This window comes from Dyadobacter flavalbus, from assembly GCF_006149045.1.
In the GTDB taxonomy this organism is placed as follows: domain Bacteria; phylum Bacteroidota; class Bacteroidia; order Cytophagales; family Spirosomataceae; genus Dyadobacter; species Dyadobacter flavalbus.
In genome coordinates, this window is the sequence record NZ_VBSN01000066.1 from 54186 (window position 1) to 75555 (window position 21370).

Here is a 21370-nt window from a genome sequence, read left to right on the forward strand (position 1 = left end):
AAGATAAGTTTCTTAGTCAGATCGGCACATTTACATGGCGTTCCGCGTGGTAACTTGAACGGACAAGCGGCCCGGATTCAACGTATTTCAAACCTCTTTTCAGACCTTCCTCTTTGTAATTTTCAAACATTTCAGGAGTAACCCATTCAATTACTTCATGGTGCATTTTTGTAGGCTGCAGGTATTGTCCCAAAGTAAGAATATCAAGTCCGTTGGCGGCAAGGTCGTCCATAGCTTTGTAAACCTCGTCACGCGTTTCGCCCAGTCCGAGCATAATACCCGATTTGGTACGTTTGCCGAATTCCTTTGTCCTTTTTATCTGTTCAAGGCTTCTGGCATATTTGGCCTGCGGACGTACCGCACGGTATAAACGTTCAACCGTTTCCATGTTGTGAGACACAACTTCCTGACCGGCTTCAATCATGCGGACCAGCGCATCCCAGTTGTTTTTCACATCCGGGATCAGGGTTTCAATCGTGGTTTCCGGTGTGTTTTCCTTTACCAGTTTTACAGTCTGATACCAGATTTCAGCACCTCTGTCTTTTAGTTCGTCCCGGTTTACCGATGTAATTACGGCATGTTTAACCTGCATCAGCTTGATTGCTTCGGCTACACGGCGGGGCTCGTCTGCGTCATATTCATTGGGACGGCCTGTTGCCACTGCACAAAAACTGCAGCTTCTCGTACACACATTTCCCAGGATCATAAAAGTCGCTGTTCCGGCTCCCCAGCACTCGCCCATGTTCGGGCAGCTTCCGCTTTCACAAATCGTATGCAGCTTATAATTATCAACCAGTTGTCTGACTTTGCGGAACTCAGGTCCGGCAGGAAGTTTGACTCTCAGCCAGTCAGGTCTTTTTTTTCTTTCCGAGGGAATTACCGGTAATTCAATCATATCTGTGTAAAATATGATAAACCGCGCAGATCGTGCCGTTCATCAATTGGAAATTATATTATCGTTTTTTACTTCCGAAATACAAAGTTAAATATCCGGATGTATAAAAGCTTCTGTTTTCGGCAAAAGCCATGATATTAACTTTTCTTGAAAAAGCTTCCGCAATGAAACCGATTTCCACACCGGTAACATTATCACGGAAAGCGCTCAGTTCAAAGCTCATGGCCGTTTTTACATGCACGCCGGGAACAATTTTGGTCTGGCCAAAGCCCTGGAAAAAGCTTCCGGCACCAACAATTCCCGTAGTGGAAGTACTTGTCATGTGTTTCTGCGGATCGAAGGGTTCTGTAACGGTGCCGTCAGCAGACTGATACTGAATCATATAAGGTTTTTCAAGGCCGATTGACGGTCCGGCTGCCAAAATTGCGCTGATGGAAATCCCTTCATCCTCATGCCTGTTGAAAAGCGTGAGTTCCCTTCCGTATTCCGGTCTGAGCACAAAAAGGTAATTTCTTTTTCCGATTACAAGCCGGGCACCGGTTGCAAAATCCTGCTGCGCAAGCTCTTTGGGGTGCTTTACATTTACAAGTTCCACGGCAAGGTAGCGGTACTGGTTTTTGCCAAACAACTTGGAAGAAAGCGCCGACGACTGCCGGAATACGGCTCCGCCAAGAATGCCGGAATTCGTGTTGGTCGTAATACCTACGGATGTAAAAGACTGGTAACTCTCTTCATTGTCCTCGACCTTTGCCCGGCGCTGGGCATATATTTCTGTTGATAGCGTAAACAGAACAAGTGTTGAAAGTAGAAATTTTATACGCATCATATATCAAAAAATCTTGGTTGTTTTGTATGTGTTGTATGAACAGTGAATGTACAAAATAAATAGCTAAGCCCACTGCATGTTTACAGTACTTTAACGGTTTTTTGTACATTTATGTTCTTTAACTAAAGAAAGAAATAAAAAAGCCCGCCAAAAATCCAGCTCCAGGTGATTTTTGATATTAATTTATTTGTATAAACTCCTGTTAATCAGAATACCTTGTTTTCATTTCTATACCAGATTGCAATTGGTCTTTTTGCCGTTATCATGCAGGTTGCGGCCTTGTTCAGCAGCAAAGTAAAGCGGGGTGTTGCCGGTCGGAAAGGCCTGCTGGACGAACTGGAAAAATCATTTCAGCAGCGCGTAAATGGCCGGCCCGTAGCCTGGTTCCATGCCGCCTCGCTTGGCGAATTCGAGCAGGGAAGGCCCGTGATGGAATCTTTCAGAAGCCGTTATCCTGAGCATTTTATTTTGCTGACGTTCTTTTCACCTTCGGGTTACGAGATCAGGAAAAATTACGCCGGAGCAGATTATATCTGCTATCTTCCGGTTGATACTTTGTCCAATGCGCGCCGGTTTATCCATGTGGTAAAACCGCAGATTGTTTTTTTTATCAAATACGAATTCTGGTTCAATTACCTGAGCCTTCTCAGGAAAAGCGGGGCTTATGTTTTATCTTTTTCTGCCATTTTCCGTCCGCAGCAAATCTTTTTCAAGCCATATGGCGGGTTTTTCCGGAAAATGCTCGGTTGCTTTGATCATATTTTTGTACAGAACAGGGAATCCCTGAATTTGCTTCATCAGGCTGGCATCCTTGATTCCTCCATAGCAGGAGATACCCGTTTCGACCGTGTAAAAATGATCGCTTCCAATGCGGCAGACCTGCCGGGATTGAATTTCTTTGTTTGTCAGAAGCCCTGCCTTGTTGCAGGTTCTGTCTGGGAAGCGGATATGCAGGTGCTTGTTCCGGTTTTAAATCATTTCAGAGGAACGCTGAAAGCCATTATTGCGCCGCACGAAATCAATGCCGAGCAGATTGAAAACTGGCGAAAAAGCCTGCATGGCACTTCCATTCTCTATTCCGAGCTGAAAACCAGACAATCCATTGAAGTTTGTGATTATCTATTTATCGATAACATCGGAATGCTGTCGTCACTTTACAAGTACGGAAATATGGCGTTCATCGGCGGCTCGTTCGGTTCCGGCCTGCACAATATCCTGGAAGCAGCAACCTTCGGATTGCCGGTTGCATTCGGCGATAAAAAATACCACAAGTTTCAGGAAGCAACCGATCTGATACAAAAAGGAGGCGCTGTTGCTGTTTCCGACTCCCGGCAGACAATAGAAGTGTTCGAGAAGTGGATCAAAAGTCCCGAGGAAAGAATAAAAGCCGGAAAAATCAATGAAGCCTACATTGCTGCCGGAACAGGATCGACGGAAACGATCATGAACGCAGTGCGGAAAGTTTTGGATTAAGCGTACCGGATTTCTGTTTACGAAAAATCCGGTACGCTTCGGATTGTAAAAATTATGAAAACTCTTTGCTGATCAAATGTTCAAACAAATGAGCCTGCGTACCCAGCAGCCTTGCTTTTGCGCCAAGTTTTGAAATATGGATCGAAAGGGAATTCTTGAAATCGGACAAGCAGTATTTATTGATCGCCTGTTCAATCGGATTGGAAATAAACGGTCCGGCTTCGGCCAGCAAACCTCCGACAATAATCACCTCCGGATTAAAAAGATGTACAGCCGTCGCAAGCCCTTTTCCCAGCTCCGTTCCCACAGTACTCAGCAGGTCAATAGAAAACTCATCGCCGGCATGAACGGCCTCGATAATATGCGAGGTATCCAGCATATCCAGATCGTTATTGACGATCTGTAACAAAATCGTTGCTTTCCCGCTGGCAATTCCTTCTTTCGCCTGCCGGATCAGCGCCATGGCCGAAGTAATTGTGTCCAGACAGCCTATTTTACCGCAGTGACAAAGCGGCCCGTCCGGTTTCACCTGAATATGTCCGAGTTCTCCGGCAAATCCCGATGCTCCGTTAAAAACCTCACCGTTAACGACAATTCCCAAACCAACTCCCCAGTCAATATTGATCGTCAGGACCTGCGATTTTTCAACGGCAAAACCGAACCTGTGCTCGCCGATAGTTGTCGCCTTCGTATCGTTGAAGAGGCACACCGGAAGCCCGAAGTGTTTTTTCAGATACGAAACCAGCGGCGTGCCCGGCGGCGTAAGGTTCGGGTAAGTAAGGTTGATACCCTGTGAAGAGTTGATCAGGCCCGGCATGGAAACGCCGATGCCCCATAACTGCTCCTTGCTGATCTGATTGGATTTCAGGAAATCGTCCGAAGCGGTAAAAAGGCCTTGGAGGAAAGTAGCGGAATCATCCAGCCGGATATCTATTTTACGTCTTACAATAAGCTGGTTGTGCAGATCAAAAATAACCAGTTGCGTATCGTGCCTGTTGATATCCATAATCAGCGTCAGATACTTTTTCGGGTTCAGGCCGTACAGAACAGGCGGCCGTCCGGCTCTTGCCGGCCCAGTGCCGGTTTCGGTAATCCAGCCTTCACGCATCAGATCATTGACAATCCCGGTTGCGGAAGGAATACTGGCGTGAAACAACTTGGCCATTTTGTTGATCGAAGTATCACCGGATTGATATAAATAAAGCAACAAATTACTTCTGATACGGTTTTTGCGGATATCAATCACCGAATTCGGTTCTTCTGCAACTAGGTCCATTCTGAGGGTAAAAGTTTTTTGTTAAAGGTAGTTTTTAATATTCTTTAATAATTTACGATTTAAATCTATGTAAAAAATAAAAATGCAGGCAATTATACTAAAAATATTATTAAATGGTTAAGTCTGCTTCATGAATAAAAAACAACCCGTTCCGGTTTTGGATTGATGAATAGTGAGGTAAATTGCTGCTGGCTATTGCATTGAAGTTTGTACCCATTCTTTATTCTGAATAAAAAACAGGGATGACAAGAAAACTACTTAATTTTATTATCCGGTTTTATACCTGACTGTTAAGTTTTATTGGCGTTGGTTATATTTCCGTAAAATTCGTTATCAGCACAAAATTTCAGAATGGGACTAGTAAAAGGATTGGTACTGCGCTCGACAGGCTCATGGTATGATGTGAGAGACAGCAGGGACGGGCACATCTGGCAATGCAGGCTGAAAGGAAAGTTCAAGGCTTTGGGACTGAAAGTCACCAACCCGATTGCGGTCGGTGATTACGTCAGGTTTGAAGAGGAAGATGAAACGCAGAATTTCGGCATTATCCATGAAATAGAACCGCGGCAGAACTATGTCGTCAGGCAGTCGGTGCATAAAAGTGCTTTTGCCCACCTGATTGCAGCCAATGTAGATCAGGCCATCCTGATTGCCACGCTGGTTTTTCCGCGTACTTCACTTGGATTTATAGACCGGTTTCTGGTTGCCATTGAATCTTTCCGCATTCCCGGCGTGCTTGTTTTCAACAAACAGGATCTGCTGAATGATGAAATGAAGGATTTTCAGACGGAACTGATGGAGCTTTACGAAAGCCTTGGCTATAAATGCATGGCCACAACGGCAGTCAGCGAAGAAGGACTGGAAGAATTTGCAGCCGTGCTGAAAGGAAAAGTTTCGCTTTTGTCCGGCCATTCCGGCGTGGGAAAATCCACACTTGTGAATGCCATCGCACCCGATCTTGACATTAAGACGCAGGAAGTTTCCACGTTTGCAAACAAAGGCGTGCACACGACTACATTTGCGGAAATGTTTGAGCTGGAAGAAGGTACTTTTATTATCGATTCGCCGGGAATCAAGGAACTCGGTCTTGCCGACATCAAACCGGAGGAAATCAGCCATTATTTTCCTGAGATGCGCGAACTGCTCAATCAGTGCCGTTACAACAATTGCCGGCACATCAATGAGCCGGGCTGTGCCGTAAAAGAATCGGTCATGGCCGGAAATATTGCCATGAGCCGCTATGAAAGTTACCTCAGCATGGTTGGAGGCAGCGACAACAGAAAATAATTCAAAAGATCGCTAAAAGCGGTTAGCTTTTAGTGGTTAGTAAAAATTTAAGCCAGTACTTGATGAAGAATGTCGAGCATATCGGAATAGCCGTAAATGAACTTGAAAAGGCCGAAGAACTGTTTTCGACACTTTTCAACATTATGCCTTACAAACGTGAAAATATTGCTTCACAAGGCGTTATTACTTCATTTTTCAGGATCAACCAGACCAAAATAGAGCTTCTGGAAGCTACTGACCCCGACAGTGTTATTGCAAAGTTTATCGAGAAAAAAGGAGAGGGGTTTCATCATCTTGCATTTGAAGTGGACGATATTGAGCTCGAAATGGAACGGTTAAAAAATGAGGGCTTCACTTTGTTAAGTGAAGCCCCGGTTATTGGTGCCGACAACAAGCTGGTTTGTTTTCTTCATCCGAAAAGTACGAATGGCATGCTGATCGAATTATGTCAGGAAATCAAATCGTAGATGCTAGAAAGGAAGCCCGACTGCAATATTTAAAATCAGGTTTTCTTTTCGCCATGTCTTGCTGCCCAAATCGATTTCTTTGAAAACCCACGGATTCCGGTAAGTCACCGTTCCTTCCGGACTGGCCGGATCCGGTTCCTGCGTATACCACGGTTTTCTGAAAGGTGTCGCAAGGTCAAGCCTGAATACCAGATAAGAGAAATCCAGACGCAAGCCGATTCCGCCGCCAACTGCAACCTGTTTTAGGAAATCATTGCTGATTATCGCGCGTCTGTCATAACCGGCCCTGGTGCTGTCACCGAATGACCAGATATTTCCGGCATCTACAAAAACAGCTCCGTTAATGATATTTGTAAATTTAATACGCATTTCGGTATTGAATTCCATCCGGATATCGCCAAATGACTGGTATCCGACGAGGTTGATATAGGTCGTATCCGGCGGATAAGCACCCGGTCCGAGTGAACGCGCCCGGAAAGCCCTGATTCCGGTACTACCGCCGCCAAAGTACTGTTTGAACTGCGGAGTCTGCATGGTAATGGAATTGCCATAAGGTTTGATTGCACCAAGTACAAGCCGGTTTGCCCACGTTAACTTCGAGCTTACCGTTCTGTAATATCTAAAGTCGCCATCCAGTTTTACATATTGAAATACGGGAACGCCCAGAAATGTTTTTGGCAAGGTTTCATCTTCTGTATCTTTCTTTGCAAACAGGCTAAGCAGGTTGCCGCCATAGTCAATGCCCCCGATTAATGCAAAACGGTTTCTTGCAAAAGGCCGGGGCGTCGGATGATATGAGATGGTGTAATTCGATCCAACTATAAAATACTTTTGGTCTACAAGTTTGTAAAGCCTGTCAATATCCAGCGGATTGGTGTTCGGATTTTCTGCAATCGCTCCCAAGCGCTCCGTATTGACGTTGGTCGGCTGCACAAAATTAATGGAAATCGGCGCCAGTGTATGCTGAACTTCAGCATTCTTGTTCCAAATATAAGACCAGTCTCCGCGGATGGAAGTAGTCGTGTAAAGTCCTCGCTGAACCCGGTTTTCATAGTTAAGTGAAAGCATGGTTTTAGGCAGAACCTGACTTCTTTCCGGCCGTATTCTTATAAAGGGAATCAGAAAGCGTGGAAAGGACAAGTTTGCATTTGCACCATATCTGACGTATTCATTGCCAATTTTATTTGGACTGTCGCTTCTGTTTCCGCCTAATTGAACGTCAAACCCGAAGTAAGCATTGACCGACAGCATTTCTGCACCTCGAAAAATGTTTCTGTTCCGCCACGTTACATCCAGCTGCGAACCACCCAGGTTATTGGATTTTGTACTGGCACTAAGAATGGTCTGCAAAGATTTCTTTTTCAACGGTGCCAGATCATAATACACGTCGAGCAAGGCGGAATCCGAGCGGGGTACAAGGTCAAAGCGGTTTCTTACGAACTTGAAGTTCTGAAGGTTCACAAGCCTTGAAAGTGACACGTCATGCATCGTATTTGTATACATGTTGCCGCGTCTGAAACCGATGGCATCGTAAAAAATTCTTCTTTTATAAAGTCTTCCGGGATCGTTTATATTAATTCCGCGCCGTATCGGGCCCCTGCGAGGGATACTGTCTGCCAGAGGATTTTCTTCTGTTCCGGTATTTACATAAATCTGGTTGATAAAATACTGTTTAAGCGAAGTCTGGGCAGTTTGCGGTTTTACCTGCAAATAAAGATTTACTTGTTGTGCAGCAAGCGTTGAATCCTGTCGTCCGATTGTAGAATCGACTTTTATAATCAGGTAATCCGGATTGAAAAAGTAATAACCTTTGCCTTTCAGTTCCTGGTCAATGCGAACGCGCTCGGTTGAAATAACGTCCAGCCGGATCGGGTCACCTTTTTTCAGTAACGTTTTCTCTTTTGCCAGTACAAGGTCGCGATTGAAAAGTGAACTGTCATTAACCACATAGTTGACTTGATTGATAACGTAACGCGGCATGATGTAGGCATCATACTCCGAAATAGCAGTTCTACGCTTCTTCTTTTTGCTTTCCACAATCTTTCCGGTTACATCCGAACGGTAATAACCTTCATTGTCCAGAAAAGAAACCATGTTGGCTGCATTGATATCCACAACGCGCTGCGATGCGAAGCGAGGAGGCTCGCCCAGCTTGTTACGGAACCAGCTGCGCAGGCCGCCCTCATCTTTCGGCGTGCCAATGAAATAATAAAACCATACTTTGTACGGAAACCCGAAAAGTGTCTTGTTCGGAACCGGCTTGATAATGGCTTCCAGCTCACTTTCCAGACCGGCAACTTTGGGTTTGGAAGTACTGTCCGGTTCTACATTTACTTTATTTCCAACATACAGGCTCTGGCCTGCAGGTACATATTTATCAACCGAGCAGCTGCTCAGCAAGATACATGTAGCCATTAAAGCCAATAAACTATTTCTCATTTTTTTGCTTTTGAAAAATTTCACGGAACAGATCATAATCAGCAGTTACAATAAAACTCACACCGGTTTCTATGATAAAACCTTCCAGAATGGACTGATACTGGTTTTTCCGGTAACCACGGAACAAATACCGTCCGTCAGGAGTGATGGAGTAATCCAGTGCGATGTTATCAACTACTTCGGATGAACTTGGCGCATTGCTCTGATTTTCTATTTCGAAGTTTTTACCAACCGAAATTTTCAATCGGTTATTCAGGAACGCCTTGCTCAGTCCTACGTTCAGGTCCGTACGTGCGCCGGTGGTCTGGTCCGCAGTTGAGTTCAGGCCAATGTTCAGGTCCACACCTTTGATCAGGTCGGAAGCAAGATTGTTCAGCTGATCGGTGAGCAGCTGGCTTACACTCTGACGGGCAACCGCTTCTGCGCTGGAACCCAGGTTAAAGCCCGGTGAAGACTGATCGGTAATAAATTTGTTGGTGATCAAAAGGGCAAATGCCTGTTTGTTCATCTCGGAGGTATTGTTGATCATGTCATTCCAGAAAGTCTGGTTCTGAATGTCATTTCTTACCTGTTCATCAATGCCCTCTCCCGGAACAATGTTGAATGAAATATTTGGCGTCGTCAGGTTTCCGGTAATAATAACCTGTACCTGAATCGGAATTTTGCTGTTACCCTGGAATTTGGAAGAAATGGAACCCGGATCGACCATTACTTCATAGCCGGCCGTAATATTCAGATCAGCTTTCATCGGATCGCCGGTCCAGAGCAGGTTACTGCCTTTCAGGATTTCAAACTGTCTTTTCAGGATCTGCAGCGTCAGGTCGTACGAACCTTCGGTCAGGTCATACGAACCAAGCAGGAACAGCTGGCCGTTCGGTGAAATTCCGGTGCTGAGCTGTGCGTTTCCTTTCAGACGGATGTTATCGCCGTTCAGCTCGTCAATTACTACTTTAAACTCCGATCTGTCATCAACGGCAATGTCCATGGAAATCTGTGATGCAAAATCGACCATGATGTTGTTCGGAGCCGCAACGGTATCCATTTTCACAAGCCTTGTAGAGTCGCTCATGTCCACAAACTCGATAATGCCTTTGCTAGCATCACCGGCTTCTGTGGCGTCATTCGGAAGGACCACTGTAATGTTGCTTCCCGGATCCACGGTAAGGCTGCCGTCCACAACGGATTTTGTACCTTGTCCTTTTACGGTGATGGATGCATCAATCGTTGCTTTTCCGTAAAACAGCTCATTTTGTTTCTGAGTGGAATTCAGAACATTAAAGTTTTTACCGTTGATCGTAAGGTTATAACCAACATCCGGAATGTTCGCAATGTTTACGTTTCCGTTAATGCTCATTTTCTGGCTCAGCGAATCCGTAAGCGTAAAGTTATCAAAGTTGATATTTTGTCCGTTAAAAAGAATTTTCTGACCTGCCAGCGAGTACCTTGAACCAAGCTGTGTGGCATTGAAAGCCACATTGTTGAAATTCACGGCTCCGTTCAGAACCGGGCTGCTTGTAGCGCCGGTAATGGCGATGTCGCCGGTAAGATCGCCTTCTGCACGCTGAAGTTCGCCAAAGCTGAATGCCTCAATTGTTTTTGCACTCAGTTTTTTAAGGTCCATTCTGAAATCCATCGGCGTTTCGGACTGCAGGTTATAGCTTCCGTCCAGATTCACTTCATTTTCTCCGCTGATCAGTCCCATGGCCACGCGGATCAGGTTTTCCGTTTCGTTGGATGCTTTCAGAGACAGGTTTCCGACCGGAATTTTCATGGCGGCAAGGCTGTCGATCGTAAGTTCGCCGGTATAGATTGGTGATGCCATGTAATCTCTGAGCAACACCTTTCCGTTCAGTATACCCGTTGCCATTGTAGAATCCTGTGTTGCAATTTCAATCAGCGGGCCGATGGAAATATTGGACATCGTTATATCCAGCGGACTGTTTGGCGCAGGGTCAGTAGAATTGACGACCAGTGACTGATCATCGCTGCGGACTGTGAAATCTTTTACAAAAAGGCTGTCCGGTGCATACTGGATATATCCGGCCGTGTCGGTTTGCCATTGGCTGTAATTCAGCAGCAGGTCTTCACGAAGATTAAAGCGGTAACTGTTGCCGGCAACAGCAACGGCACCTTTTACGGCATGGCGGTCAGTATCTACCGAATCTTTGACAATAAAATCGAATTTCACATTATTGTCTTTGATTTTACTTTGCAGGGAAGCATTCTTAAGTTTGAAACCGCCTGTGCTGACAAGCCCGACATATGCGTTCATGGCAGCATTTTCCTTTGTACTGCTCAGGTCAACAATAACCCTTTCGGTTTGCAGGCTGTCCATTTCCACTTTCGGAACGGTCAGTCTGGCCACAATGGAAGAATCCTGCTGGTTATCAAACTTGGCATGGAATGTTACCGGATTCATTTCACGGAGCTGAGGCGCAAACATCTGGAAAACCGTGTTGTTTGTAACACTTGCATCCAATGTAAAGCTCACCGGCTTTGTAACCGGGTTATATGTAAGGTTCGGAACCTTGAAGTGTTTTCCTACTTCAGTAAAGAGCGCATCGGCAATTTCGGTATAAACAAAATCACCTTCCATTTTTGCTTTCAGGAAAGGTGTTTCAATGTTCGCCTGTTTCTGTCCGCTTGAATCCGTAAGCTGTACAGTCATATCCGAAACGGAAATAGGCTTATTGCGGTAATTCAGCACAAGCCCGTTTACATTCACCGTTCCCAGCGGATTTGCCGGGTTTGTAGAAGGCATATCGACTTTAATATCTCCTTTTACCTGTAATGAATCCTGATACAAATGCAGTGCGGTCAGATTCAGGTTGTCAATCGAGACATCTGCTTTTACACTTGGAAATTCTTTGGACAAATCAGCTTGTGCCGTAAGCGCAACGTCAATATTCGCATCGTTCATGTCAGCAGTAATATTGGCAAGGCCATTGTCAACATCCCCTTTCAGGCGCAAATTGTTATAAACATAGCCGCGGATATCAGCGCTTTCAACATTTCCGTCCAGACGTGCCCTCATTGTTGAAGGCGCATAGCCGACACCTTCCAGATCCGTTCTGAGCGTCAGCTTGCCCATTTGTTCCGGCGGCTGTTTCATCAGTTTGCCGAGATCGAATTCACGGAAAGCGAGTGTGCCGTTGTATTGCGCACGCATGCTGTCTGTAATGTTTTTCAAATTTCCGGAAAACGAGCCTGTACCAAATGACGTATTGATGGTCGTAGTCAGAGTCACATTCTCCATCGTGCCTTTGACTTTACCTGTAATTTTGACCTTTTCAGGAATTTCTATGGTAGCCGGAACTGCGCTGTCGGGCAGCATTTTCATCAGATCCTGCTTGGTGGACGACATTTCATTGATCGTCATATCCAGCGATACTTTTTCCGGATCAGGCAATCCGCGTACACGGCCGTTCAGGCTCAGAACCGTTCCTCCCAGCATGCTGAACCTTGCCTTCGAAATCAGCATATCGTCCACAGTGCCGGTTATGGTTCCGGTTCCTTTCAGCATGCCGTTTGGCACTTTGTTAAAAGGCGGCGTATTGGCAAGATCGGGAACCAGCAGCAGAATGTCGGTAAATGCAACGCGTGTATCGGTAAGGTTAAGGCGGATTCTTACGTTTGCAATGTCTTTCGTAAGCTCGTCCAGATTTTTATATTTAAGTACAAGTTCATCGCGGAGCAGCGTATTGGGCGTTTTTACATACAGCCCTTTCAGGAAAGTTTCCTGTTCGCCGTATTGGAAATCGGTCCTGAATTCTTCCAGTCTGAAACCGCTTTTTTCATTAAAGGAACCCGACTTCAAAGAACCCGCAATGTTTTCAGGCGAGAAAATGAACTGTTGTAGATCAATGTTCAGATCCTTGATATCAAGGTGTGCAAAATCAAGTCCTTTCGGCTGTTTCGGCGTATTGAAATCATCATAGCGGATGTCGTTATTGGCCAGTCTGATGTTGCCGACCTTTACATTCCATCCGGAAGCAGCAGTATCTGCGGCCACAGAATCTTTTTTGACAGCCTTTTTTGCCTTTTTTGCAAATTCAGCGTACAAAGACATATCTTCCAGATTGATGTTGTCCACATTAACCTGCTGGCTGCCCATGTAAATGCTGTTTACCTTTCCTTCCAGTTTTCCGACGGTCATGCCGTTCTTAAGTCCGGAAGTTTCATCTTCAAACAGCCATTTAAACTGACGGATATCAATATCGCCTACTTTAATATCCAGCGAATCTGCCGGATCAGGCACTGTTTCCGGGGCCGTGTCGGTTTTGAGCGGCGTGTACATCCGCAATTTCGCCTGACTGTTCAGCAAGGCGACTTTTGTAGGATGGTATTGTGAAAGCGTCGGGTTGAATTTATCAAACTTTACAAGCGCGGAGTCAATGCTTGTTTCCGCATCCATTCCGGTTACGGCATCGCGGTAGGATAATCGGATATCTTTCAATGAAAGCTGATTCAGGCGCATTTCCAGCGGGCTTGAAGTCGTGTCCACTTGTGCAGTAGTATCGGCACTTGCAAATGCATCCACGATAAACTGAAAGTTGAAAACGGTATCCGGCAAAACCCGTGTGATATTGGCATTGATTCCTTCCGCCTCCACTTTGTTGATGCCTACGTTTCCTTTGATCAGACTGTACATGTCCAGATCGACATACAGCCTTTTTCCGGCAACCAGTGTGTCTCCGTGCTGATCTTCAAAATAGACGCCTTCGAGTAAAATCCAGTCGGGAACATCGAAACGTACTTTTTCGATATTGACTTTGGTTTTCAGTTTTTTGCGTAAATAGGAATTGGCCTGTGTTGTTAAAAAGTTTTGTCCAAAGGGCGTTTGAATACCCCAAATTAATACTCCGACCAGAATTAAAACTGTCAGTATTATAATCGCCAATACTTTTAGTGCTTTCTTCATTCTTAACTGTTAATTCTGCGCTGCGTTGAGTGACAGGATGATTGTAAAGTTCTTGTTATCTGATAAAAAATCTGGATAATCAAAACCCGTTATTGATTATCCAGAAAAGCATTGACATTGTATTGATTATCTTTTGAAAAGCGCAGGGTTTACCTGTTCGTTAACCGCCAGTGTGGATTTGATCGTAAGCGGTTTTTTCTCCGTGCTGTTTACAACAACCAGTTTGGACGGATACATAATGCCGTAAGCAGATTTTGTGTAATCCGACATATCCGTTGTGGTTTCCACACCGGCTTTTGTTTCTCTTTGCTTGACAAGCAAGCCGCTTTTTGCATCGAAATAAAGGTTGTATTTAATGCCTTTTCCCTGCAGTTCCACCTGATTAACCTGCGCGCCGTTCAGCGTTTCGGTGCCGACAGTAGTAGCTATAAAACCTCTTTTTTTGTAATCAATAAAAGGTACCAGGTTTTCAAAAAGCTCTAGATGCATGTTTTGCTGTTCGGCCTGGCTCAGGTCTTTTACGTCCATTTTTTGTGCAATAGGAACCTTAATCCAGCCTTCATTTCCTTTGATCGTATACACAAAGCTGCGTTTCATAATGGTTTTGGACTTGTAAAGCGACTGCTCGGGAATAGAAGCAGAGATATTGACATCATACGGCGTTGCGGCTGCAGCGGAATAGCTTCTTTTAATATTGTAGGATTTTACACCGTCCCAAAGTGCTTTTCCGCCAGTTGCTTTATAGTAATTGGCAAAAATGGAATCAACAGGAAGTTTTTGGGCAAAGGAAACGGTTGAAACCAGCAGTAGTGCTGTTAGAATATTCAATAACTTTTTCATGTTTTTATTTATTAATGTTTGATTCAGATTACTGTGTTTATGAAGATTTTGTGTTCTCCGTAATTTAGATCAGTAATGTTGTCCAAGGTTTAATTAAGCATTATAATGGCCCGCTGCAATGTAGCTGATTGCAAAAACCATTCCATCAATTGCTGTTACGCCGGATTATACCCGTTTGTTGACTTTGACAGAGTTGATCAGACGCATTCCTGCAAATGCGCCGGGCATTGTTCCCGCCGCCAGGAAAACGCTCCGGACAGATCGCTTGCAGTCGCCGGTTTACCAGTTTGCAGATTCGGTAAAATTGAACTATTCGATGTTAATGCCTTGTAAATGAAAAGGGAAGGATAATTTTTATCCTTCCCTTTTCATTTACACTTATTGATTTTCTTTACGCATCGTCGCCGGTGCCTGACGAGATTTTACCAAATCGGTACTGGAAAGTCAGGTTAACAAGCCGGTTGGTTTGCTGCCAGAGTGAGTTCTGGGAATATGTAGAAGTGTTCAGCTGGTTCTTGTATGCCCGGGACAAAAATATGTCCTGTACGTTGAATGAAATTGTAGCTTTTTTTTCCATAAGTTCTTTGCGTATGCCCATATTGGCAACGAAAATACCTTCGCGCGTTCCCTGCGCTACGGCACGCGGACCTTCATAATTCACGTAAGCCGATGCTCTGAAATCCATCGGCAAGGTCACAAACGCATTCAGGTTTCCCGAATAGCTCCATGTGCGGTTGTCAATCTGTGCAACCTGCGACACCACTTCCGTTCTGTAAACCCGCCCGCTTGCGTTTATCTTAAGCACATCTCCGATCTTTTGAGAAAAATCCGTTTCCATGCCGTAAGAAAGTTCGCGTCCTACGTTGTCAAACTGTGTGAGTGAAATGCCGCTTTCATCAATGGTCCTGATCCTTGTAATGGCATTGTTGGAATAATCCATAAACAGGGACGGACCCCAGCCGCCGTCTGCTTCGTAATTGGAATAACCCATTTCGGCCTTGTGCGTAAATTCAGGTCGCAGGTTCGGGTTTCCGGACTGTATGTTCCTCGGATCCGAAACGTCCGTATACGGGTTCAGCCAGTCTGCTTCTGGACGCTGTACACGTCTGCTGTAATTGAGTTTCAGCTGGGCCGATTCCCCGAGTTTACGCGTAACTGCAAGTGACGGGACGAGCGTAAGAAAATGAACGCTGAATTCACGGTTAATGCTGATCTGATTGATTTCCTGGTTGTAATCCGTTACACGCAATCCGGCACGCAGTCCCCAAAGGTCCGTTTTCTGGGAAAAAGTCATGAAACCGGTGTAAGTAGCATCTTTGTAACCAAAAATGTTGCTGATATTCGGGTCAAACACATAGTTGCCCGTTTCTCTGTTCAGGTTGTAAAAAGAGTTTGTATTATCGTTGGAGCTAGTCCGGGAACGCAGGCCGACTTCAAAAGTGGATTTCGGCGTTACAGGCCATGTATAATCTGTGTTCAGGAACAAGGATCTGCGGTTGTTGTCCCTGAAATTCTGCTGGTTTCGCAAAAGGCTGTCAACGGCACTTTCCTGCGTATAATACGATTCACCGTCCGATTGCCCGATGGAATAGCTGCTTGTAAAGTTAAGCTGCTGGTCTTTTTTGTTGAATTTCCTGCGGTAGTCCAGGCTGAAATTGGAGTTGCCCCCGTCGCCTTTGCTGTTGGAAATACGGTTGAAACGTTCCTGAACAGCTCCGGTCGAAAGCGTGGTTTCATTTAAAAGATTGCTGCCGTTGTTATTCTGGTTTGCTGAATAGTTAAAACCGACTTCAACCGCATTTTTTTCATTGAAATCATAATTGATCCCGACGCGGCCGAATGCGTTTTTCCCTTTGTTTTCGCCCGTTCCGGATTGTTCAAGATGAGAGCTGGTTTCAGAAATAAAGTTTTCACGGCTCAGATTTCTTTTCCAGGTCATATTTCTGTTTTGCGCATTAAGCGATGCATTAATGCTCAGTTTGCCCGCACGGTAGCTGATATTTCCGGAAGCGTTATGGTTGTTCCTGTTGCCGAGACTTACGCGCAGGGTGCCGTTTGTACCGCGGATTTTGTCCTTTTTTGTAATAATGTCAATAACGCCCGAAGCGCCTTCACCTTCATATTTGGCGGAAGGCGTCGTCATCACGTCAATGCGTTCGATCAGATTGGCCGGAAATGACTGTAAAATCGTCGGAAGGTCGCTTCCGTACAGATTGGAAGGCTTGCCGTCAATAAGAACGACCACATTTCCTTTGCCCCGGACCTGCGGATTGCCGTTTTCGTCTAGAGAAACCGCCGGAACTTTTTCCAGCAAGTCACTGAGGTTGTTGCTTGTAGCCAGCATATCCTTTCCGATGTTGACGATTTTCTTGTCAATATCGTCCACAATCATGCTTTTCTCACCTTTTACAACCACTTCATTCAGCTTTTGCGCTTCGGGAAGCAGGACGATGTTGCCAAGATCCAGGAAATTTGCTTCCGTAGCGACACTGACATTCGGTACATAGCGGGTTTGATAACCCATATTGGTTACACGCAGGATGTAATTTCCGGAAGTGACGCTGCTGATGGTGAAAACACCGTTTTCATCGGAAACGGCGCCGGTGGATAGCGTAGAATCCCTGGAAGAAAGCAATGCCACGGTTGCAAAGCTTACGCCGGCATTGCCTGGCGATTCCACGATTTTGCCCACAAGCTTGGCGCCGTCTGCGCGAACGATTGCACTTTTTTCAGAACCGGACGCCAGGACGTCTGTAAATGAAAAAGCGGAACAGGTAAACAAAACGGGTGTAATAAGTTTAAGAAAAGGGTTTATTTTCACAGGTACAGGTTTAAATATGGATCAGGAGTTAAGTTATTCGATTAAGCAGGCTTTGAAAATGAAGATGTTCAGTTTGGGTGAACACCGGAATGTAAATTCACTGCCATTTTTTTAACAGCATTTTCTGTTGAATAATTACATAAAATTATAAAAAAATAAAGATTTGCCGTATATTAAAGTGTGAAAACTTCAATTTGTGTAACATAAGCAAACCTTTTAATGGCAGCCGGATTGTAAAAATAAAATGTAATTCGCCTTTTAGGCGCCCATGTGTACTTCACACTGAAACCCTTTTTATTATATTTGTTTAGAGCTGAACGCGCATCCATACCTGCCGGAATGTGTTCCGGAAACCGGAGTGAAAAGCCGGGGACCTGTTTCAGAATAGGCAGGGTTAAAATAAAAACACCTGATTTCTCCGCCGCTTGCTTTTAAACATCATATTTTTGCAGGATGTATAAAATTCTTGTTTCCCCGATACTTTTTCTTTTTGATGCCGAGCGGATTCATTACTTTGTTTGTGAGGTATTATTGCTTGCTTTTAAAATCCCGTTTGTCCCGCAGCTGTTAAGGTCTTTGTATACTTACGAACATCCGGACCTTGTTCAGGAAGTAGCCGGGTTGCGTTTCCGTAATCCCGTGGGGCTTGCAGCAGGATTTGACAAAAATGCCGAACTCGTTGATCAGCTGGATGCGCTCGGATTCGGTTTTATAGAAATCGGGACTGTAACGCCAAAGCCGCAGCCGGGAAATGACAAGCCGAGGCTGTTTCGCCTGAAAAGTGACAAGGCGTTGATAAACCGGATGGGTTTCAACAATAAAGGGGCAGCCGTAGCAGCGGCAAAGCTGGCCAGCAGGAAATCGAAAATTCTGGTTGGAGGCAACATCGGTAAAAATAAGGATACGCCGAACGAGCAGGCATTAAGTGATTATCTGATCTGTTTCCGCGAACTTTTTGACTTTGTTGATTATTTTGTGGTGAATGTAAGCTCTCCGAATACGCCGGGACTACGCGATCTTCAGGAAAAAGCGCCGCTTACCGCGTTGCTGAAAGAACTTCAGAAAAAGAACAGGGAAAGATTCAACCCGAAACCGATTTTTCTGAAAATCGCTCCGGACCTGACATGGAACCAGCTGGATGATATTATTGACATCGTAAAAGAAACCGGAATCGCCGGTGTCATTGCAACCAATACCACGATCAGCCGCAAGAACCTGCGTACAAGTCCGGAGGAAATCGAAAAAATGGGTGCAGGAGGTTTGAGCGGAGCGCCGCTGGCACATCAGTCAACTGAAGTAATTCGTTACCTTTGTGATAAATCCGGTTACGCATTTCCAGTTATTGGCGTGGGCGGAATTGCTTCGCCGGAAGAAGCGAAGAACAAGAGAAAGGCCGGTGCGGTTCTGATACAGTTATATACAGGCTTTATTTATGAAGGGCCGGGTTTGGTAAAAAGAATATGCAAGGCGCTGGTTAACCCATGAGAAAATCGGGAGTAAAATTATACTTGACGTATCAGAATTAAAGTAAATGTCCGTAAATAAGCCAAGAGGAAATATAAACCGCCCGAAAGCAGAAGAATTGCCAGGTTCCCGATTTCGTATTTCATTCGACTGGGAACATATTTTTTCCAGTCCGAAAAATACACTGGCCTGGGGTACATTCTTTATTGTACTCGGGCTATTTCTGGAAATATCATTTCTGTCCTACATTGCCACCGGGCTTTCAGACCAAAGCGTAATCGACGGCCTCGGACATGAATCCATCCGTGATGCCGGCCGTCAGACCCGCAATTTTTTTGGCGTGCTCGGCGCTGTAATTTCCCATTTCTTTGTTTACCGCTGGTTTGGAATTGGTGCGCTGCTTGTGCCGCTGATCCCTTTTGTCACAGGCTGGAAAATGGCGTTCGGGAAAGAACTGCTGCCGCTAAGCCGAACGACAAAGGAAGTGATCTTCTTTACTTTATGGCTCAGCGTGCTGATGGGCTACGTCGTGCTGATGAGCAATTCCGAGAATTCCGGCAGCTTTATTGCAGGAGGAATCGGATACATCGTAAATGTTTTCCTGTTCGACTGGCTGAAATGGGGCAGTATTATCCCGATTATCTTTTCATTGTTTGTTTTTGCCGTTTTCTTTTACGACGCAAGATCGGCCATTGAAGCCTGGCAGCTTAAGAATGCCAAGCCTGAAGTGATGCCGGATCAGCAGCAGGAGGAAACCAGCGTTGCTGTGCCCGAAGCCGAGCCGGAAGAAAAGCCCGTTGTACCCGAAAGCGCTTTTACATCCGTTGTGAACGGGACCTATGATGATATTTATGTCGAAAAAGGAGAGGAACCGGAAGAAGAACCCGTTGAAGAAGAAGAGGATGAAGATCCGCATCTGCCGGAGGTAATTGTTCCCGCACCGATCATTTTGCCCGTTATGCCAGTTATGTCCGTAAGTCCTGCGGAACCCGCCGTGCTGGAACTGGAAGTGGAAACGCCTATGGCCGTCAGCGAGCCTATGGAAGAGTATGAGGAAGAAGACATCAGTGCGTCGATTGTCAGGGAATTCGGTCAGTATGATCCCATGCTGGATCTGCCTTCGTATCATTTTCCGGATATTACTTTGCTGAATGATGTTGTAGATAACCAGCATGAAAAAGTAAGTCAGGAAGAGCTGGAAAGCAACAAGACCAAAATTGTGGATACGCTGGGAAGTTACGGCATCAATATTTCCAAGATCAAGGCGACGATCGGGCCAACTGTAACGCTTTACGAGATTATCCCGGAGGCGGGTGTCAGGATTTCCAAGATCAAAAACCTGGAAGGCGACATTGCACTGAGCCTTGCCGCTTTGGGTATACGGATCATTGCGCCTATGCCCGGCCGCGGAACGATCGGGATTGAAGTACCCAATAAAAACCGGGAAACTGTTTTTATCCGTTCGGTTCTGGCCAATGAGCGCTTTCAGAAAGCCAATTATGATCTGCCTATTGTGCTGGGAAAAACGATTTCCAACGACATTCATATTGTCGATCTTGCCAAAATGCCGCACTTGCTGATGGCCGGTGCAACAGGTCAGGGAAAGTCGGTCGGGCTGAACGTTATTCTTGCTTCGCTTATTTACAAAAAGCATCCGGCGGAACTGAAATTTGTTCTTGTTGACCCGAAAAAGGTGGAACTAACACTGTTCAACAAGCTGGAAAGGCATTTTCTCGCCAAGCTTCCGAATGCCGAAGAAGCCATCATAACGGATACCAAAAAGGTAATTTTTACGCTGAATTCACTATGTATTGAAATGGATTCGCGCTATGACCTTCTGAAAGAAGCAGCCGTAAGGAACCTGAAAGAATACAATGCCAAATTTGCCCAACGCAGGCTGAACCCTGAAAAGGGACACCGTTTTCTGCCTTATATCGTACTGGTCATTGATGAACTTGCAGATTTGATGATGACTGCCGGCAAAGAAGTGGAAACACCGATTGCGCGTCTTGCACAGCTTGCGCGTGCCGTCGGAATACATCTTGTTGTGGCTACGCAGCGGCCTTCGGTAAAGGTCATTACAGGTCTTATCAAAGCAAACTTTCCGGCGCGTTTGTCGTTCCGGGTTACATCCAGCATCGATTCACGGACCATTCTTGATATGGGCGGCGCGGAGCAGCTTGTAGGGCAGGGAGATATGCTCCTTGCGATCAACTCCGAAGTGATCCGTCTGCAGTGTCCGTTCATTGATACCCGCGAAATTGAAGATGTGTGCGAATACATTGGTGCACAGCGTGGCTACGACGATGCCTATGCGCTTCCTGAATACGAAGGCGAAGATGCAGCGGAATCAAGAAGCGAGCTGAACCCGGACGATTTTGATGCATTGCTGCCTGACGCAGCCCGGCTGATCATTACGCATCAGCAGGGAAGTACCTCGCTGATTCAGCGCAAAATGAAGCTGGGTTATAACCGCGCCGGCCGGATTATGGATCAGCTGGAAATACTCGGCATCGTGGGCCCGTTTACGGGAAGTAAAGCTCGGGATGTCATGTTCCATGATCTGGGCGGTCTTGAAGAACATCTTCGTGTAATGGGCGTAGGCTGAGCAAACCGGTATATTGCAGTCTTTATAAATCATCTTTTAACGGTTTAAACCTT

12 protein-coding genes are annotated in these 21370 nt (G+C 45.5%); 5 read left to right on the forward strand and 7 right to left on the reverse strand.

Annotated elements, in window-relative coordinates; all coding sequences use genetic code 11:
• Nucleotides 1-16: 16 nt before the first annotated feature.
• Together lipA and FEM33_RS20845 are read right to left on the reverse strand one after the other, a co-directional pair.
• On the reverse strand, nucleotides 17-895 hold the full coding sequence (lipA, locus tag FEM33_RS20840) for a lipoyl synthase (RefSeq protein ID WP_139013917.1): 879 nt from the start codon (nucleotides 893-895) through the stop codon (nucleotides 17-19).
• A 58-nt stretch (nucleotides 896-953) separates the two neighbouring features.
• Nucleotides 954-1721, reverse strand: coding sequence for a hypothetical protein (locus FEM33_RS20845; protein ID WP_139013918.1), 768 nt, complete (start codon nucleotides 1719-1721; stop codon nucleotides 954-956).
• A 216-nt stretch (nucleotides 1722-1937) separates the two neighbouring features.
• On the opposite strand from FEM33_RS20845, the gene FEM33_RS20850 reads away from it, so the two are divergent.
• Nucleotides 1938-3194 (forward strand): 3-deoxy-D-manno-octulosonic acid transferase, encoded by a 1257-nt coding sequence (locus tag FEM33_RS20850; RefSeq protein ID WP_139013919.1) that lies wholly within the window; start codon nucleotides 1938-1940, stop codon nucleotides 3192-3194.
• Nucleotides 3195-3246: 52 nt separating this feature from the next.
• Here the strand turns inward: FEM33_RS20850 and FEM33_RS20855 are convergent, their stop codons facing one another.
• Nucleotides 3247-4470 carry an ROK family transcriptional regulator gene (locus FEM33_RS20855; RefSeq protein ID WP_139013920.1) on the reverse strand — a complete coding sequence of 408 codons (1224 nt, stop codon included), beginning with the start codon at nucleotides 4468-4470 and terminating at the stop codon, nucleotides 3247-3249.
• Nucleotides 4471-4821: 351 nt separating this feature from the next.
• Here FEM33_RS20855 and rsgA point away from each other — a divergent pair, with 351 nt between their 5' ends.
• Together rsgA and mce are read left to right on the forward strand one after the other, a co-directional pair.
• Entirely contained in the window at nucleotides 4822-5757 is a 936-nt protein-coding gene (rsgA, locus tag FEM33_RS20860; protein ID WP_139013921.1) for a ribosome small subunit-dependent GTPase A, read from the forward strand.
• 59 nt (nucleotides 5758-5816) lie between these two features.
• A complete protein-coding gene (gene mce / locus FEM33_RS20865) occupies nucleotides 5817-6224 on the forward strand; it encodes a methylmalonyl-CoA epimerase (protein ID WP_139013922.1) in 408 nt (135 codons plus the stop codon).
• 3 nt (nucleotides 6225-6227) lie between these two features.
• Here the strand turns inward: mce and tamL are convergent, their stop codons facing one another.
• The 4 genes from tamL to FEM33_RS20885 all read right to left on the reverse strand — a co-directional run bounded on the left by tamL (nucleotide 6228) and on the right by FEM33_RS20885 (nucleotide 17245).
• A complete protein-coding gene (tamL, locus tag FEM33_RS20870; protein ID WP_139013923.1) occupies nucleotides 6228-8663 on the reverse strand; it encodes a translocation and assembly module lipoprotein TamL in 2436 nt (811 codons plus the stop codon).
• The gene (locus FEM33_RS20875; RefSeq protein WP_139013924.1) at nucleotides 8653-13584 is read right to left on the reverse strand and encodes a translocation/assembly module TamB domain-containing protein; all 4932 of its coding nucleotides are present in this window, start codon (nucleotides 13582-13584) and stop codon (nucleotides 8653-8655) included. Before FEM33_RS20875 ends, tamL begins: the two co-directional genes overlap by 11 nt.
• Before the next feature lie 126 nt (nucleotides 13585-13710).
• On the reverse strand, nucleotides 13711-14424 hold the full coding sequence (locus tag FEM33_RS20880; protein WP_139013925.1) for a hypothetical protein: 714 nt from the start codon (nucleotides 14422-14424) through the stop codon (nucleotides 13711-13713).
• Between the two features lie 391 nt (nucleotides 14425-14815).
• Nucleotides 14816-17245, reverse strand: coding sequence for a TonB-dependent receptor (locus FEM33_RS20885; RefSeq protein ID WP_229214337.1), 2430 nt, complete (start codon nucleotides 17243-17245; stop codon nucleotides 14816-14818).
• 453 nt (nucleotides 17246-17698) lie between these two features.
• Between FEM33_RS20885 and FEM33_RS20890 the strand changes: the two genes are divergently transcribed.
• A complete protein-coding gene (locus FEM33_RS20890) occupies nucleotides 17699-18730 on the forward strand; it encodes a quinone-dependent dihydroorotate dehydrogenase (protein WP_139013926.1) in 1032 nt (343 codons plus the stop codon).
• A 46-nt stretch (nucleotides 18731-18776) separates the two neighbouring features.
• Nucleotides 18777-21317 carry an FtsK/SpoIIIE family DNA translocase gene (locus tag FEM33_RS20895; protein ID WP_139013927.1) on the forward strand — a complete coding sequence of 847 codons (2541 nt, stop codon included), beginning with the start codon at nucleotides 18777-18779 and terminating at the stop codon, nucleotides 21315-21317.
• The last annotated feature ends 53 nt before the right edge of the window (nucleotides 21318-21370 follow it).

What these genes read in the sequence shown, in the direction of transcription:
- lipA (WP_139013917.1), bottom strand. Translation starts at nt 895, where the DNA reads ATGATTGAATTACCGGTAATTCCCTCGGAAAGAAAAAAAAGACCTGAC.
- rsgA (WP_139013921.1), top strand. Translation starts at nt 4,822, where the DNA reads ATGGGACTAGTAAAAGGATTGGTACTGCGCTCGACAGGCTCATGGTAT.
- tamL (WP_139013923.1), bottom strand. Translation starts at nt 8,663, where the DNA reads ATGAGAAATAGTTTATTGGCTTTAATGGCTACATGTATCTTGCTGAGC.
- FEM33_RS20890 (WP_139013926.1), top strand. Translation starts at nt 17,699, where the DNA reads ATGTATAAAATTCTTGTTTCCCCGATACTTTTTCTTTTTGATGCCGAG.
- FEM33_RS20875 (WP_139013924.1), bottom strand. Translation starts at nt 13,584, where the DNA reads ATGAAGAAAGCACTAAAAGTATTGGCGATTATAATACTGACAGTTTTA.
- FEM33_RS20880 (WP_139013925.1), bottom strand. Translation starts at nt 14,424, where the DNA reads ATGAAAAAGTTATTGAATATTCTAACAGCACTACTGCTGGTTTCAACC.
- FEM33_RS20895 (WP_139013927.1), top strand. Translation starts at nt 18,777, where the DNA reads ATGTCCGTAAATAAGCCAAGAGGAAATATAAACCGCCCGAAAGCAGAA.
- FEM33_RS20845 (WP_139013918.1), bottom strand. Translation starts at nt 1,721, where the DNA reads ATGATGCGTATAAAATTTCTACTTTCAACACTTGTTCTGTTTACGCTA.
- FEM33_RS20855 (WP_139013920.1), bottom strand. Translation starts at nt 4,470, where the DNA reads ATGGACCTAGTTGCAGAAGAACCGAATTCGGTGATTGATATCCGCAAA.